Annotated in this window: 14 protein-coding genes; 10 read left to right on the plus strand and 4 right to left on the minus strand. The window is 57.1% G+C overall.

The window, feature by feature from the left end:
* Positions 1 to 205 precede the first annotated feature (205 nt).
* Genes nadE through BUB22_RS03775 form a run of 4 tightly spaced genes read left to right on the plus strand, consistent with a single transcriptional unit; the run spans position 206 to position 6001 of the window.
* Positions 206 to 1768 (plus strand): NAD(+) synthase, encoded by a 1563-nt coding sequence (gene nadE, locus BUB22_RS03760; protein WP_073113997.1) that lies wholly within the window; start codon positions 206 to 208, stop codon positions 1766 to 1768.
* A gap of 44 nt (positions 1769 to 1812) precedes the next feature.
* Positions 1813 to 2721: an AAA family ATPase gene (locus tag BUB22_RS03765; RefSeq protein WP_073113998.1), complete on the plus strand. Its 909-nt coding sequence runs from the start codon at positions 1813 to 1815 to the stop codon at positions 2719 to 2721.
* Positions 2722 to 2735: 14 nt separating this feature from the next.
* Positions 2736 to 4016 carry a DUF58 domain-containing protein gene (locus tag BUB22_RS03770; protein WP_083535367.1) on the plus strand — a complete coding sequence of 427 codons (1281 nt, stop codon included), beginning with the start codon at positions 2736 to 2738 and terminating at the stop codon, positions 4014 to 4016.
* Positions 4013 to 6001 carry a transglutaminase-like domain-containing protein gene (locus BUB22_RS03775; protein WP_073114000.1) on the plus strand — a complete coding sequence of 663 codons (1989 nt, stop codon included), beginning with the start codon at positions 4013 to 4015 and terminating at the stop codon, positions 5999 to 6001. The genes BUB22_RS03770 and BUB22_RS03775 overlap by 4 nt, the downstream gene beginning before the upstream one ends.
* Positions 6002 to 6093: 92 nt before the next feature.
* Here BUB22_RS03775 and BUB22_RS03780 read toward each other — a convergent pair whose 3' ends face one another.
* Positions 6094 to 6600, minus strand: coding sequence for a lipocalin-like domain-containing protein (locus BUB22_RS03780; RefSeq protein ID WP_072811446.1), 507 nt, complete (start codon positions 6598 to 6600; stop codon positions 6094 to 6096).
* Between the two features lie 177 nt (positions 6601 to 6777).
* On the opposite strand from BUB22_RS03780, the gene BUB22_RS03785 reads away from it, so the two are divergent.
* Positions 6778 to 8022, plus strand: a complete 1245-nt coding sequence (locus BUB22_RS03785) for a sialate O-acetylesterase (RefSeq protein ID WP_073114001.1) — start codon at positions 6778 to 6780, stop codon at positions 8020 to 8022.
* A 131-nt stretch (positions 8023 to 8153) separates the two neighbouring features.
* Here BUB22_RS03785 and tsaA read toward each other — a convergent pair whose 3' ends face one another.
* The 3 genes from tsaA to BUB22_RS03800 all read right to left on the minus strand — a co-directional run bounded on the left by tsaA (position 8154) and on the right by BUB22_RS03800 (position 10826).
* Positions 8154 to 8837 (minus strand): tRNA (N6-threonylcarbamoyladenosine(37)-N6)-methyltransferase TrmO, encoded by a 684-nt coding sequence (gene tsaA, locus BUB22_RS03790; RefSeq protein ID WP_073114002.1) that lies wholly within the window; start codon positions 8835 to 8837, stop codon positions 8154 to 8156.
* A 12-nt stretch (positions 8838 to 8849) separates the two neighbouring features.
* Positions 8850 to 9959: a histidine phosphatase family protein gene (locus BUB22_RS03795; protein WP_073114003.1), complete on the minus strand. Its 1110-nt coding sequence runs from the start codon at positions 9957 to 9959 to the stop codon at positions 8850 to 8852.
* Between the two features lie 84 nt (positions 9960 to 10043).
* Positions 10044 to 10826: a hypothetical protein gene (locus BUB22_RS03800; RefSeq protein WP_072811436.1), complete on the minus strand. Its 783-nt coding sequence runs from the start codon at positions 10824 to 10826 to the stop codon at positions 10044 to 10046.
* Positions 10827 to 10929: 103 nt separating this feature from the next.
* Between BUB22_RS03800 and BUB22_RS03805 the strand changes: the two genes are divergently transcribed.
* From BUB22_RS03805 to BUB22_RS16595, 5 genes are all read left to right on the plus strand, one after another.
* Positions 10930 to 13299: a sodium-translocating pyrophosphatase gene (locus tag BUB22_RS03805; RefSeq protein WP_073114004.1), complete on the plus strand. Its 2370-nt coding sequence runs from the start codon at positions 10930 to 10932 to the stop codon at positions 13297 to 13299.
* Between the two features lie 138 nt (positions 13300 to 13437).
* Positions 13438 to 14331: a fibrobacter succinogenes major paralogous domain-containing protein gene (locus BUB22_RS03810; protein ID WP_254794622.1), complete on the plus strand. Its 894-nt coding sequence runs from the start codon at positions 13438 to 13440 to the stop codon at positions 14329 to 14331.
* A gap of 17 nt (positions 14332 to 14348) precedes the next feature.
* Entirely contained in the window at positions 14349 to 15179 is an 831-nt protein-coding gene (locus BUB22_RS03815) for a Cof-type HAD-IIB family hydrolase (protein ID WP_073114005.1), read from the plus strand.
* A gap of 36 nt (positions 15180 to 15215) precedes the next feature.
* Entirely contained in the window at positions 15216 to 16130 is a 915-nt protein-coding gene (rfbD, locus tag BUB22_RS03820; RefSeq protein WP_073114006.1) for a dTDP-4-dehydrorhamnose reductase, read from the plus strand.
* A 68-nt stretch (positions 16131 to 16198) separates the two neighbouring features.
* Positions 16199 to 16336, plus strand: coding sequence for a hypothetical protein (locus tag BUB22_RS16595; protein ID WP_175547229.1), 138 nt, complete (start codon positions 16199 to 16201; stop codon positions 16334 to 16336).
* Positions 16337 to 16340: the final 4 nt, after the last annotated feature.

Here is a 16340-nt window from a genome sequence, read left to right on the forward strand (position 1 = left end):
CCATGCGCATCGCCGTCTTGGATATGCGCCTACCCGACCCGTCGTACATCATCACGAGGCGGGTTGCATGGCTGGAACCTCCGGAAGGTTCCTGCTGTAGGAATTCTACGGGCATACCTCTTTAATTATAGGAAAATATTGAATTTGTCGTAGATAAAGGGCGTGAAATTTCCTATGATTGGATTGAGTATATAAGAGGCTTGCCATGAAGGTTTATATAGCGCAGATGAACGTGGTTCCGGGAAAGCCGGAAGAAAATTTCAAGACGATGAAGGCCGCTGTCGCGCGCGCCAAGAAGGCGGGTGCGGAAATGGTCGTGTTCCCGGATTGTGCCGTTTCCGGGAATTACGAGGGGCTCGGCTCGAGGAATACGGAATGGTCGTTCCAGAAGGCTTGCTGCGATGCGGAAAATGCCTTGCAGAAACTCTCGAAGGGTATCGAAATTCTGGTGGGTTGCAGCGAGGAGTTCGACGTGTGCATGTACAACCACTACGTGAACGGCAATATGGACGGCTGGGAGCATGATTTCGAGGTGTATTCCGGCCTGCAGCAGTTTACGCTGGAAAAGGAAAGCGAGGTGGATGCCGTCTGCGGTGTGTTCGCGAAGGACAACAGGAAGCCCGTAATCTACGTGAACGCGGTGGGGACCGAAAATTCCGGAAAGAATATCTACGCACTCGACGGCGCAAGTCGCGTCTACGATGTGAGCGGGAAGGAAGTTTTCCGCATGGAGCAGTTCAAGGCGGGCGAGGCGCTCGTCGAAATCAGGAACGGCAAGGTGAAGGCTTTGCCGCTGAACGGCAAGCCCGCACCGAAGTCCGCGAAGGTGGCGGAACCGATTGCCCAGATTCACGATGCGCTCGTGTACATGATTCGCGAGAACCTTGCGCGGTTCCATATCGCACGCATGGTCATCGGTGCAAGTGGCGGTATCGACAGCGCGGTGTCTGCGGTGCTGTATGCGGAGGCGATTGGGCCCGAGAACGTGTACCTCGTGAACATGCCGACCCGCTTCAATTCCGACACGACGAAGAATGCGGCCCGCGACCTCGCAAAGAACCTGAAGACGCCCTACATGGTGGCCCCGATTTCGGACATGCTGAATGCGGTCTGCGATAGCCTTGGCAAGTGCGAGTTTGTCCGTAGCGATAGGAAAATCAAGGTGGAAGGCCTCAACTACGAGAACCTGCAGGCGCGTACGCGTTCGGCTTCGGTGCTTCTGACCGTTGCCTCCGTGCTTGGCGCCGGTGTCACCTGCAACGGCAACAAGAGCGAGGCCACTGCCGGCTACTGCACGCTTTACGGCGACAGCTGCGGCGTGATGTGCGCGCTCGGTGACCTGTGGAAGACGCAGGTGTACGAACTGGCCCGCTACATCAACCGCAAGAAAGAAATTATCCCGAAGGCCTCCATCGATATCCCGGCGAGTGCGGAACTCAGCGAGGCGATGAACGTGGACGAGGGCAAGGGCGACCCGATCAAGTATCCGTATCACGACAGGCTGTTCGCCTACTGGGTGGACCAGAACCATGGTCTCGAGGATACGGAGAAACTGCTCGAGAAGGGAACTCTCTGCAGGGAAATCGGGGCGGACCCGAAGTACTTCAAGAAACTTTTCAAGACGAAGGCCGATGCGCTCGAAGACATGCGTGCTTGGCACAGGCGATTCCGCGGCATTGCCGTGGCAAAACGCATCCAGTTCCCGCCCATCCTTTCGCTGAGCGGTATGGCGTTCGGTGGCGAGTACCGCGAGAGCCAGGGCGTGTAGGCCCGGATTTTTTGGAAAGTTCACGTTAGATAGGCAGGTAAGTTATGGTGAAGCGCTTGTTGGATGCTCTCGATTCAGTGCTGCTTGGCAAGCACGAAAGTGTTGAAATGCTCGTGATGGCGCTCCTTGCCGACGGTCACGTGCTTATCGAGGATGTTCCCGGTACGGGCAAGACGACGCTTGCGAAGGCGCTCGCCGTGGCCATAGGGGCGGACTTTGCCCGCATCCAGTTCACGCCCGACCTGCTGCCGGCCGACGTTACGGGGGGCGCCGTGTACAGGGCGAATACCGGAGATTTTGAAATCCGCAAGGGTCCCGTGTTCACGCAGGTGCTGTTGGCCGACGAGATTAACCGCGCATCCCCCCGCACGCAGAGTGCGCTCTTGGAAGCGATGGAAGAACGCCAGGTGAGTTTGGAGGGTGAGACCCACAGGCTGCCCGAACTCTTCTTTGTGCTTGCGACGGAAAACCCGGTGGAGTTCCACGGGGTTTTCCCGCTGCCCGAGGCGCAGATGGACCGCTTTATGGTGCGGCTCTCCATCGGGTACCCGACTCTCGAAACCGAAATGCAGATACTGCACGAACACCGCGAAGGCACGCCGCTTTCGCGCTTGGAACCGGTTACGAACGTGCAGGAGATTCTTGTGGCTCGCGAGAATGTGCGCAAGGTGCATATCGACGAGGCGCTCGAACGCTATGCGGTACAGCTCGTGCAGGCGACCCGCAGTGACGCGGGCGTGCGCCTTGCCGCAAGCCCCCGCGCCGGCCTCAACCTGGTGAAGATGGCGCGGGCTTCGGCCTATGTCGCGGGGCGCGACTTCGTGAATCCGGATGATATCCAGAAGGTATTCTACCCGGTCATGGAACACCGCGTGTTCCCGAAGGATGCGGGCGAGGGAGCGAGTCGCCGGATTCTTGAATCCATCGTACGCGAAGTGAAAATCCCGAAATAGAACCGCGGGGAACTATGCGCCGATTCTTGAGCTGGTTCCTGGGTGCAATACCCCGTGCGCCCAAGCGTGCGGGCCTCCTGATGCGCCTCTACTACGTGTGGGGGGAGTATTTCACGTACCCGGGCCGCGCCTGCGCCGCCCTGTTCCTCTTCTCGATTTTCGCGGGTGCATTCGCCGGCTTCTGGGCCGCCTGGGTGTTCTCGGGTTTCGTTTTCCTCTTCTTCCTCTCGCTGGTCCCGTCGCTCTTCCTCACGGCGAAAAAGACAAAGGTCTCGGGTACAATTTCCCGCATCGAGCACGCCACCGAGGGCGAAAACGCCTACGTCTCCGTGCACCTCCAGGCCGGAACCGCAATAGATTGCGTGTGGGCTTCGTGCTCCCGCATGGACCCGTCGCTCGCTGGCGAGAACTCTCCGGAAATCCGCGGGCTACCCGCGGGCGAGACGGGCGAACTGCGGGCCTGCATCCGCACCAGGTTCCGGGGGGCCTACCGCATCCCGAAGGTTTCGCTCACCGTTCCCGAAATCAAGGGCATGCTCTGCTTTCCGTTCAGGGTGGGCGAGGCGGAACTGCTTGTTTACCCGCGCCCGAAAAAGCTTGTCGCCTTCCCGTTTTTGACGGCGGGCCAGAGCGGGCTTGCATTCGTGCCGCTCCTGATGAGCAACTTTATGCGCGGGCTCGATTTTGCGGGCGTGCGCGAATACCGCGAGGGCGATTCCCTGCGCGACCTGTACTACAGGGCGTTCGCCCGTTACGGGAGGCCGTTCACCAAGGAGTTTGAGGGCGAACGCGGCGCGGGCGTGGTGCTCGTAATCGATACGCGGGCGCGGAACCTGCGCGAAAAGTCCCTGCTGGAACCGATGATCAGGCTTGCGGCGGGAATAGGGCTGTGGCTTGTTGACCGGGGGATTCTCGGGCGTCTCTTTGTGTGCGACGATGAAATTTCGATTGCGGGCACGCACGCGGAAAGCGCGCTGCTCGAAACGCTTGCGCGCATCCCCCGCGCGGAAATCTATTCGCGTGGAGATGCTCGCGATAAACGGTCGCGCGACCCGAAACAAACATCTCGGAGCCCGAGACAAACGAGTCGCGGAACGAAAAAATCTGCCCGCGAGCCGGAACTCTGGTCGCCCGCGGCGCGCCCGATGGGGCCCGTGCTCCGCGTGGGGCTCTTTGCGGCAGCCGACCCGCTTGTGAACAAGCAGGTCGTTGTTTGCGACAAGCCGGCTGAATCGCGCGACGACACCTTGTTGGTGCCCGCAGAAAACCTGGATGCGGGGGAGGTCTCGCTATGAGAAAGTTCTCCCTCCGCGAAAAGGCGAAGACTATCCTCCTCTGCGCAGCCTCGCTGAACCTGGGGCTCTCTTCGGAATTGCCCTGGCTCGGAATTGTCTTTGTCGCAGCCTTCATAATTCTCCTTTTTCGCTACGATGCGTCGCGCGTGCCGCCCTATCGCAAGTCTGTCGCCTACGGGCTAATCGTTCCCTTCGCCATCTGGTGGGTGCTTAGCCCCGAGATGGAATACGGGATGTCGCCGTGGCTCGTGTTCATCCCCGCGTATTACCTGCTTTCGCTAGCGTATTTGCAGAAGCGCAGTCTCGGGAACGGCGGCTACGATGTTTTCGTGCTGTTCAACGGTGTTGCCGTCTTGCTGCTCAGTTGTTTTCAGGCATCGCGCTATGGAGTCTTGCTTAATGTCTTTGCGTTGTTGCTCCTGCTGCATGCCTATGCACGTCCTGGAGTCAAGTGGTGGAAGCACGCGCTGTTCCTGTTGTTGTTCCTGGGGCTCTCGGCAGTTTCGTTCGGTGGGCTAAAATACTGGCAGTTGCACGGGCATAACCGCGCCGAAAGGATGGCGGACTACTACGCCAAGCGCCACCTGATGGGTTTTGACCCTGTGGTAAAGCTCGGGTCGTTCGAATCCAACTTTGCGGGCAAGTATAACCGCGAAGTCGTATTGCGCGTCTGGGACAGCCTTCCGCCTACCTACATGCGCGCTGCCGTGTACGAAAAATACGTGGGTGGCATCTGGAAACTTCCGGCACACCACGACCGCATGCTCTACGCTTCGCGCTACAAGGTGGATTACGCCGTTTTTGAAAAGGGAGATTCCGCAGCGTCTGCCGATAGTTCGCGCCCGGTGTGGGTGCAGTCCGCGCTCGACAATTTCGGGTTTGTTTTCGCCCCTTACGAAGCCGTTGCCGTTGCCGTGAAGAATGCGGATTCTGTGGAGTATTTCAAGTCGAATGTGTTCAAGCAGGGCGAAACCCGGCGGGGAGACTGGTTCTACTATATGCCGACGGATTCCGCCGACCCTAATTCCACACATAGCGGTTATGGAGATGTGCCCGATAGCGCCTACCTGCAGGTCTTTGCGCCCCTCGCAGGCTTCCTTGATACGGTTGCGATGGAAATGGGGCTCGATACGCTTGCCGAGTATCCGGGTCTTTTGAAGCCGGTAGCCTATTCCGACGCAATCCGTTCCTATTTCCTGAACCACTTTGCGTATTCCTTGAGGGTCGACGAATCCAGGGCCGTCGCCGAAGGCAAAATTGCCCCGCATTCCGACCCGCTGCGTATCTTCTGGGCGACCCGCTCGGGCTATTGCGAGTATTATGCAACGTTGTCTGTGCTCCTGTTGCGCCGTGCTGGAATCAAGGCTCGTTATGTGACGGGTTTTGCCCGCCCGGAAGTTGAGCCGGGGCGCCCGTATGCCATATTCCGCCGCAATTCGTCGCATGCATGGGTAGAAATGCGTAACATGGGAACCTGGGCAACGTTTGACCCGACGCCTCCTCTGTTCGTGGTGAAGATGGATCGCCCCTCCTGGTTTGACATGAGGTTTGAATCCATCCGTGCACGGAGTGCCCGCATATTCCATGTGCTGCGTGACGGGGAATGGAGGCTTGCGCTGAGTTCTTGGCAAGATACTGTTCAGAATATTCTTTCGAGTACGCTGTTTTACATTATCCTCGCGTGCATTGCCCTTGCCATCATCGCATTCCAGACGGTACGTACGCTTCGCCGTCGCAGGCCGAAAGCGGGTTACGCGCAGTCCGTACAGCACTGGGTTAAAGGGCTCGAGGCTGCGGAAAAGTCGCTTGCAAGAATCGGGCTTGTTCGCCATCCCGGCGAGACTGTCGGGGCGTTCCTTGCCCGCTGCGAAAGCGAAATGCCTGCGGGCGTAAGGGATTCGCGCGTATCCCGAAAGATGCAGGCACGTATACAGTCTGCGATTCAGTTCCTTCGGGAGTACGAGGAGCAGCGCTGGAGTGTATGAGACTAGGGAGGGGCTCGCACGGCGGCCCCTTCGGTGCAAAAAAGAAAAGTCCCGCTTGCGGCGGGGCTTCTCGTGTAATATCCGGTACCAGACTACTGCATCACGCGGACGAAGTTCTCAGTAGAGTTCGCCTTCGTGAGCGCGTCCGTCATGTCGTTCTCGTGGAACACAACCTTGTTCAAGTTGAGGTTGGTTACGCTGAGGGTCGGTGTAAGCGTGTAGGATTGTCCCGTAATCAGGCAATCGGAACGCCCGATTTTGATCTTGAGGCTTGCGCCGAGGATTTCCCAACTGCCGTAGGTCTTGGTTCCGCCACATCCGCTTGATGCCATTTCAGAAACGTTGCTCGTGGTGAACGTGAATTCAAACTTGCCGTCGTCGGTAATGACGAGCGTGCTCGGTGCTGTCCCGTAATTGTGCCATACCTGGGAGCCGTCCATGGTTTCGATGCCGTTTAGGTTCCAGGTGCCTACGAGGCAGTCCTCGTTCAGGCCTGCGGCGCAGAGTTCTTCAAGGGTCGGTTCGCTTTCGTCATCGCTACAGGCAGAAAGGAAGCAGAGGCTCGCTGCGGCGATGGCGGTCAGGAAAATTTTCTTCATAGTATTCCTCCGGGAATGTTTTTTAGGAATATATATAAATTTTGGGGCAAAAAGGGGCTGGTGTTGCTCTTTTATACAACGGAATTTGCTGTTTTGGACGTCAAGTGACCCCGATTTGTATTTATTTTAACTCCTGTAGGCTTGGGTTATGGGCCTATGTTGTTTATGGAGTAAAAAATGAATCTTAAGACTTTGGCGCTCGCAGCGTGCGCCGCTACGGCTGTATACGCTGCTCCGGACCCGAACTTCCACATCTATCTCGCGTTTGGCCAGTCCAACATGGAAGGTCAGGGCGATGTCGGGCAGCAGGACAAGACTGTCGATGAACGTTTCCAGGTTCTCTGGGCCGCCAATAACGGTTCCTGCTCGGGCAAGACCAAGGGCAAATGGTCTACTGCCGTGCCTCCGCTGGCGCACTGTCAGGGAGCGAAACTCGGCCCCACGGACTACTTTGGTCGTACCATGGTCGAAAAAACGGATTCCCAGATCAAGGTGGGTGTCATCGTGGTGGCTGTTGCAGGATGCAGTATCGACCTGTTTGACAAGAACAACTACGCAAATTATGCGAGGTCGCAGCAGAGCTGGATGACCCAGCGCATTAACGAATACGGAGGCAATCCCTATGGCCGCCTGATCGAGATGGGCAAGATAGCGCAGGAAGTCGGCGTCATCAAGGGCATCATCTTCCACCAGGGCGAAACGGATGCCGGTAACGGCCAGTGGCCCTCCAAGGTCAAGAGCGTCTACGACAACATCGTCAAGGATCTGGGGCTCGGTAACGATATCCCGTTCCTCGCGGGTGAGGTCTTGCGCAGCGGTAGCAGTGCCGGAGCGAACAACAACATCGCAAAACTCCCGCAGCAGTCCAAGAACTTCTACGTGGTCTCTTCCGAAGGTTTCAACCAGGCTCTGGGCGATGGTCAGAACGTGCACTTTACCGCACAGGAATACCGCGACTTCGGCAAGCGCTATGCCGAAAAGATGATCGAGGTGCTGGGCGACAAGGTCAAGCCTGTCGGGACTGCAGCCGAATCAAGCAGTAGTGAAGCTGTCGTTGAGAGTTCCTCGAGCGAGGCTGTAGTGGAATCGTCCAGCTCTAGCCGCCATCACGGCTGGCCGTCGTACTCCTCTTCTTATATCGGTACGGTCGATCCTACGGCAATCGATGTGCCGCAGGCCCAGTCGCGCTTTATCGGCAAGGCTGTCGTGAATGCGGGCAAGGTAACAATCCCGGTCGCGATGGAAAAGAGTCCGATTGTCGCTAAGGTGTTCAGCATGCAGGGCAAGGCCGTCCTCGACTTCAGTGACAGTTTTGCAGGCGGTTCGCTCGGGTTCAATACCGCAAGGCTCCCGCAGGGCAGCTACATGCTCTCCGTGCAGGTCGGTTCCGAACGCTCCGTGCAGAAGGTTCAGATAAAGTAATTAGAATACTGGAACGCGAACTCTAATCGCAAACAAGGAAAAGCCGGTTAGGAGGCAACCTTGGGTTTGGCTTGGAATGGAGTGATAGGGTAGTGTTCGAGTAGGTCCCGGGGCGCAAGCCTCGGGGCTTTTTATTTGTCGATTCCGGTTACGGTAAGCACTTTGCCTGCTACCTTGAATTTCACGTTCATTCCGGCGAACGCAATCCCATAGATGCGTTCGGGGTCGTCGTGGTAGTGGGGCCGCGGGTCCTGTTCCAGAACCTGGATGAGCGCATCCCGCTTGTCTTCGGGAATGTGCCCGAGAATCTCCGGTGCGATTTCGACCTGCAGGTTGTCGTAGCGCCTGCTTTCAGCAAAGCCGCCCGCCGCATTCGGGACAGAGTCCGCGTAGGGCAGGTAGGGCTTGATGTCTACGATGGGGGTGCCGTCCATAAGGTCGGCGCCGCTCACGACGATTTCCGGCCCGTCGTTCCCCTCAAGGCGGATTTCCTCAATCTTCACGCAGCTCATCGCAATCGGGTTCGGCCTGAAGCTACTGCGGGTGGCGAACACCCCGAGTCGCGTATTCCCGCCGAGGCGGGGCGGGCGCACTGTCGGCTTCCAGGTTTCGCGCATGTTCTCCGAAAAAATCCAGAGGAGCCACAGGTGGCTAAATCCCTCCAGCCCGCGGAGTGCGTCCGCATTCCTGAATTCAGGCTCGAACCGTATAACAGAATGCAGGGCGGGTGCAAGCCCGCTCTGCCTGGGTATCCCGAATTTTTCGGGAAAGTCGCTCTTGATGCGTGCGATTATCTTGAGGTTCAGGCTGTCCATGCCCGGAATGGCCTACGACTGCACCGTACCTTCGTCAAGCCCCATGACCGGCACGTACTTGACGGAACCGTCGGCGTGGATAATCACGGCGACGCCCGCGAGGAAGTTGAGCCAGCTCTTGTCTTCGTGGTGCTTCATTTCGAGCATCCTGTTTGTCGCGTAGACGACGAGCGGGTAGAGCATCTGGTCGTGCGAGATCACAACGCTGATGCGGCTCTGCGGGGCAACCTGCGCAAGGATGATTTCGTTCATGAACTGCGCGCCACGGGTGTCGAGGTCGTAGAAGCCGTCGTTATAGTTTATTGTCGGGTCGGTGTATTCGTTGTAGGCCCAGCGGGAAACGACATCGTACGTGGTTGCAACGCTAGCGTTGTATTCCTCAATTTTTGCGGCATCCTTTTCGAACCATCCGCCGTTCAGGTCGGCTAGAGCGGTGTGCGAAATGGTGGTTTGGCCACGGCCCTGGGCGATAGCCATGCAGGTCTGCAGGGTACGTTCGATTTCGGAATGCCAGAACTTGATTTCTTCGGTGCTGGCAATCTTCTTGCCGACTTCGCTAGCCTGGATGTATCCGAGGCCAGTCAAGAGACCGCCTTCTTCAGACTTGGTACGGTGGGCGTGACGGAGGATGAAAACGGCCTTGTCGGTCGGCTGGATTGCCGCGAAAACCTTCTGGATGCCGACGAAGCTCGTGTAGGCGGCCGCGTTCGGGTCGAACGGGGAGGTGTCGCTGTCGTCGAGGATGTTACCCGCAAATTCACCGTTGCAGGTGACCTTTACGCCCGAACCGAAGGTTACGGGTTCGGTGACGCAGCCCATGTCCGGAAGCGCGACCGCTTCGGTCGTGAATTCTACCGTCGGCGTGGTGCTTCCGCTAGATGTCGTGCCCGGGTCGACCGGTGCGATGCTGGAAGAAGAAAGTTCGATGCCGTCGGAAGACGTGCCGGGGAGAGTTCCCTCTGGCCCTGCCGAAGATGTGGGGTCGGTACCGTCGGAAGAACCTGGCTGCTCGATGCCGGAACTCGGGGTCGTGTTGTCGGGACCGCTGGAACTGTCGTCACCGCAGGCGGTGAGGGCGAGTGCAGCAAACAGGGAAATGGGGAGAACTGCTAATTTTTTCATAATTCTATATCTAATTTATTCTACCCCGATTTACAAGTAAAAATTTGGCAAAAGGTGCCCTAAAACGCCCTTTTGTGGCAATTTTCACTTCTTTTCGCCCGAATACGATGCGTCGGCGCGCTCGTTGCGGCGCTTGAGTTCCTGGTTCAGCGGCCAGTAGATGCACGCGAACAGGGCGTACCCGCACAGGAGCACTATCCAGTGGTTCAGGTGGAGGTATATTTCGAGGTAGCGCATCTCGATAAACATGATGGGGCCCGCGATGAGGAACAGCGGGAGCTGCCTGCACTGGTCGCCCAAGGAGTAGCGGCTCTCGTAGCTCACGATGGAGTTCATCATCGGAAAACTCGTGCAGAACCCGCCCATGAGGTGCTTGATGACCATGAGGCCCGAGACGACACCCGCGATGGCCGGGGCCTTGATGTACACGGGGAGCGGGGTCTTGTAGCGTACGCCGGACTTGTACTTCTGCTTTTGAAAGAAGATTACTCCTACGATGAAATCAAATGCGCATACCCCGAGGAACATGGCCTCGGTATCGGGGACGATAGGCATGAGGAAGGTGCCGAGGGCGACAAAGAAGGCGAGTCCGAGCGCGATGGAGGGAATAATCGGGATTTTGACCTTGTAGTGGAGGATTCGCACGATATGCACGTAGAGAAAGCACATAAACCCCGAAATGGCGTTTGCGGCCCCCATCGGGAGCCCGACGGCTATGTAGGCGAACCCGCAGGGGATGGGGATGGTGGCGGCTACGGCCTTGAGTTGCGGGTCCTTGGTGTAGGCGCTGAAAACGCCCAATGCGGTCACCATGAACACGAGCAGCCAGTCGTAGAACGCGAAATGGAGGTTGAGGCTTTCCAACATGGAGGGAAAATTTAAAAAAAATAGTCCTTTTCGGCTCTTTTGGGTATAGATTTCTTTATAAGGTCGTCGGATGCCGGCCAGGTCTAGTAAAAAAGAGGTCTCTATGCTTACTATTCCATGCTATTGGTATTTGGTTCCGGTTGCAGCGTTGATTGCGCTCGCCATGGCGTTATTCTTCTACCGCTTCATGAAGCGGCAACCCGACGGCACCCGCAAGATGAAGGCGATTGCGCATTTCGTGCGCGTGGGTGCATTTGCCTACCTGCGGCGGCAATACAAGACGGTCTCCATCGTATTTGCCGTGCTTTTCGTGGTATTCGTGGTGCTTGCCGTCATGGGCATCCAGAACCCGTTCGTACCGGTGGCCTTCCTTACGGGTGGCTTCTTCAGCGGGCTTTGTGGCTTTTTGGGCATGAAAACCGCGACATACGCGAGTTCCCGTACGGCGAATGGCGCCATCAGCAGCCTGAACCGCGGGCTTGTCATCGCGTTCCGGAGCGGTGCTGTGATGGGGCTCGTGGTGGTGGGTTTCGGCCTGCTCGATATTTCGGCCTGGTTCTTTGCGCTCAACTACATCTACGACAACAACGTGTGGAATTTCGGCGCCGATGTGGCCACAAAGCTCTCGCTCGGGGCCTGGAGTGCTGATATGGTGAATAACGCAGAATGGGCGCACGCGAAGATGGTGGAAATCACTACGACCATGCTTACCTTCGGGATGGGTGCCTCCCTGCAGGCGCTGTTCGCCCGCGTGGGTGGAGGCATTTACACGAAGGCGGCCGATGTCGGCGCCGACCTTGTGGGCAAGGTCGAGGCGGGCATCCCCGAGGATGACCCGCGCAACCCGGCGACCATTGCGGATAACGTCGGTGACAATGTGGGGGATGTCGCCGGGATGGGCGCCGACCTCTACGAATCTTACTGCGGGTCCATACTCTCGACGGCTGCCCTCGGGGCGGCCCTCCCGATGGGCGGCATGAAGCTCGTAATCGCCCCGATGGTGGTGGCGGCAATCGGGATTGTCCTTTCCCTCGTGGGGATTTTTGCGGTGCGCACGAAGGAAACCGCCGACACGAAGTCGCTGTTGCGTTCGCTCCTTACGGGGACGCTTGGCTCCTCGGTGCTTATCCTCGTGGCGCTCCTCGTGCTCGTGAAACTCGACTTCATATCGATGGGCATATTCGGCTCCGTGCTTTCGGGCCTTGCCGCGGGAATCCTTATCGGGCAGTTTACCGAGTACTACACTTCCGATGCGTACAAGCCCACGCGCGGCATTGCGGGCCAGGCGAAGCTCGGGGCTGCGACCACGATTATCGACGGCATTTCCGTCGGCATGTTCTCCACGGGGCTCCCGGTGGTAACGATTGTGGTGGGTATCATCTTCTCGTTTGGCTGCTCCGGCGGATTTGACAACATGGCGATGGGCCTCTATGGCGTGGGCTTTGCCGCGGTGGGTATGCTCAGCACGCTCGGCATTACGCTTGCGACCGATGCCTTCGGGCCGATTGCCGACAACGCGGGCGGCAACGCCGAGATGGCGGGCCTCGACCCCGAAGTGCGCGCCCGTACCGACGAACTCGATATGCTCGGGAACACTACCGCCGCGACGGGCAAGGGATTCGCGATTGGCTCTGCCGCCCTTACCGCGATGGCGCTGCTCGCTTCTTACGTAGAAGAAGTGAAGATTTGGCTCGGGCACCTCGCGACCTCTGCGGAGGGCGTGTGGAAGGTGGGCTCCGTCGCGTTTGCGAACGGCGCGAGCGACCTTGCGAATGCGCTTTCGGGAGTCGCTGGCGTCAAGTTCCTGGATGGCGGCACGCGTGCGATTGCCGAGAACGGCGACCTGCTCGGTATGGTCGCGAACAAGGTAAATTACGCGGACTTCATGCAGATATACAACCTGAACCTGATGAACCCCATGCTGCTCGGCGGACTGTTTATCGGCGCGATGATGACGTTCGTGTTCTGTGCGCTCACCATCAAGGCGGTGGGGCGTGCTGCAAGTGCTATGGTGGAGGAGGTACGCCGCCAGTTTCGCGAGATTCCGGGAATCATGGAGGGCACCGCCGAGCCGAACTACGCGCGCTGCGTGGATATCTCGACGACGGGTGCCCAGCACGAGATGATTGTGCCGTCTATCCTTGCGGTGGTCGTGCCCGTGCTGGTGGGCCTATTCATGGGTGTAGCGGGCGTGTTCGGGCTGTTGGCCGGCGGGCTTGCGAGCGGGTTTGCGCTTGCCACCATGCTTAATAACTCGGGTGGCGCCTGGGATAACGCGAAGAAGTTTGTCGAGAAGGGCAACTATGGTGGCAAGGGCTCCGATACGCACAAGGCTGCCGTGGTGGGCGATACCGTGGGCGACCCGTTCAAGGATACCGCGGGCCCCTCGCTCAACATCCTCATCAAGCTCATGACCATGGTGAGCGTCGTGTTTGCCGGCGTCATCGTCCGCTTTGGAGATATGTTCTTCTGATTGCCCATGACTTTAAATTCCTCTTTATTATATTTTTGAAATATAATAGGAGGAAATATGACAAATTTATGGTGTCATCCTGGACTGTTGTCATCCTCGCGAAGGCGAGGATCCATACATTTTGCATTTGCACTTTTCTTGGCGTTTTTCTTTGTCGCCTGTGGCGATGACGGCAGCGATTTCGCAACGAAGCCTTCCGGCGATTCGTCTTCTTCTGTTATGTCCAGCAGTTTGGCGAAATCTTCGTCTAGTATTATATTGCAGTCGAGCGATGGCGAGACAAACGTGTCCAGTAGCAGTGCTGAATCTAGTAGCAATAGGGGAGATGGCGAATTTCATTCATCAAGTTCAGAGCAGGCTCTGTCCGTCATGACGAACAGCAGTTCTGCGAAGTCGTCTGATCCTGAAGATAAAAGGGATCAGTGTAATGTTGAAACAGACGAGAACTGCTTTAAGGACGAACGTGACGGCCAAACTTACAGGACTGTGAAAATTGGTGACCAAGTATGGATGGCGGAGAACCTGAACTACGAAACGTCGAATAGCCAATGCTACAACGATTACACCAGCAACTGCGCCAAGTACGGTCGCCTTTATTTATGGAGTGACGCCATGGATAGTGCTGGTATATGGAGTACGAACGGCAAGGGGTGCGGATATGACAAGAGGTGCTCGCCGACTTATCCCGTGCGTGGCGTTTGCCCCACAGGTTGGCATCTACCCAGCAAAATAGAGTGGAAAACTTTGTGCACTGCAGTCGGCGATTCTTCCACTGCTGGAACAAAACTCAAGTCAACGTCTGGGTGGTTTAGCAATGGCAATGGCACGGATGATTTTGGGTTCTCGGCGCTGCCTGCTGGCAGGGGTGGCTCTGGGTATTACAGTGAGCGCTACTACGCGTTTTTCTGGAGTTCTACTGCGTACGATAGCAGAAATGCGTACCAAATGAGTTTGTACTACGACAACGACTATGCAGAGCTGCCTCACGTCCTTGTGTACTGCGCTTATTCTGTCCGTTGCGTGAAGGACTAATTCTATATTTGCCCGCGATGAAAATCCTGTTCACAGACCTTGACGGCACGCTCCTGACCGACGACAAGCGCATTTCGGAAACCGATATGCGCTCTATCCGCGCGATGATCGATGCGGGACACAAGTTCGTGATGACTACAGGTCGGCCGCTCACGAGCGTCAAGCAGTTGGCGGAACAGTACGGGTTCCTGGAACCGGGATTTTTCCTCGTGAGTTTCAACGGCGGGCTCATCTACGATTGCGGCGCAAAGAAGCCGATTCTCACGCGGTACATTCCCGTCGACGAGGTCAAGGCCATCATGGATGCCGCGCATGCCCGCGGGATGCACGCGCACACCTACTCGGGCGACCTTGTTGTTTCGGAATACGAGACGGAACAGCTCAAGACGTATTGCCGCCTGATGAAGATGGGTTACGTTGTCGTGAAGGACATCCGCGAGTATTACGGCGAGTTCGTCAATGTAGTGGTGAAGCCGCCCATCAAGGTGAATATCATTACGCCTTTCGAACATTCTGGCCTCGTGGATTTCCGCACCGAGATGCGCAAGACTACCGAGGGCAAGCTCTTTGACGTGTTCAGCAAGCCCGAGATGCTCGAGTTCTCGCACATGCAGAGCAACAAGGGAACTGCGGTACGCTTTATGGCCGACTTCTACAAGGTGCCGCTATCCGATACGATTGCGGTGGGAGACGAAGAGAACGATTGCCCGATGATAGAGGCGGCAGGTACCGGTGTCGCGATGGCGAACGCCTCGCAGGTGGCTAAAGACATTGCCGACTACGTGACGGTTAACGACAACAACCATTCGGGAATCACCGAGGTTATCGAGAAGTTCGTGCTTGGCTAGGGATAGATTTTCTATATTCTCCCTAGAGGTTTTACTATGAAATTCTTTGTGACAGGTGTGGGTGGCCAGCTGGGCCACGACGTGATGAATGAACTTGCGAAGCGTGGCCATACGGGCGTGGGCTCGGATATGGCTCCGGCCTATAGCGGAGTTGCCGACGGTTCTGCCGTGACGACGATGCCTTACGTGCAGCTCGACATTACGGATGCTGCGGCTGTTGAGAAGGCAATTTCGGAAGTGAACCCGGATGCGGTGATTCACTGTGCGGCATGGACGGCTGTGGACATGGCCGAGGACGACGCGAATGTCGCGAAGGTGCGTGCGGTAAACGCGGGCGGTACGCAGAACATCGCGAATGCCTGCAAGAAACTCGGCTGCAAGATGACCTACATCAGCACGGACTACGTGTTTGATGGCCAGGGAACGGAACCCTGGAAGCCCGACTGCAAGGATTACAAGCCTCTCAATGTTTACGGCCAGACAAAGCTCGAAGGCGAACTCGCCGTGAGCGGGACTCTCGAAAAGTACTTTATTGTGCGTATCGCCTGGGTGTTCGGCCTCAACGGCAAGAACTTCATCAAGACGATGCTCAACGTGGGTAAGACCCACGATACCGTGCGCGTGGTGAACGACCAGATTGGAACGCCCACCTACACGCTCGACCTTTCTCGCTTGCTCATCGACATGAACGAGACCGAAAAGTACGGCTATTACCATGCTACGAACGAGGGCGGGTTCATCAGCTGGTACGACTTTACCTGCGAAATCTACAGGCAGGCTGGCATGGCGACGAAGGTTGTTCCGGTAACTACAGCCGAATACGGCCTCAGCAAGGCGGCGCGCCCGTTCAACAGCAGGCTTGACAAGAGCAAACTTGTGGAAGCCGGATTCAAACCGCTCCCCACGTGGCAAGATGCCCTCGCTCGTTACCTGAAGGAAATTGAAGCGTAGGTTTGTTGTGTCATTCTTAGCGAAACGCCGCAGGCGTGAAGTCGAAGAATCTAGTGAGGAATTGTAAAATGGATAAGGAAACTTACCGCGAAGTGATGCCCGGGGAACTCCCGTGCGAAGTGCCGGAATGCGACGGCGTGATGGTTGTCGATCCCGACAACAGCTACAAGCTTACCTGCGACAAGTGCGGACACATTAAGGAATGACACT

It is taken from the genome of Fibrobacter sp. UWCM, from assembly GCF_900129735.1.
Taxonomy (GTDB): domain Bacteria; phylum Fibrobacterota; class Fibrobacteria; order Fibrobacterales; family Fibrobacteraceae; genus Fibrobacter.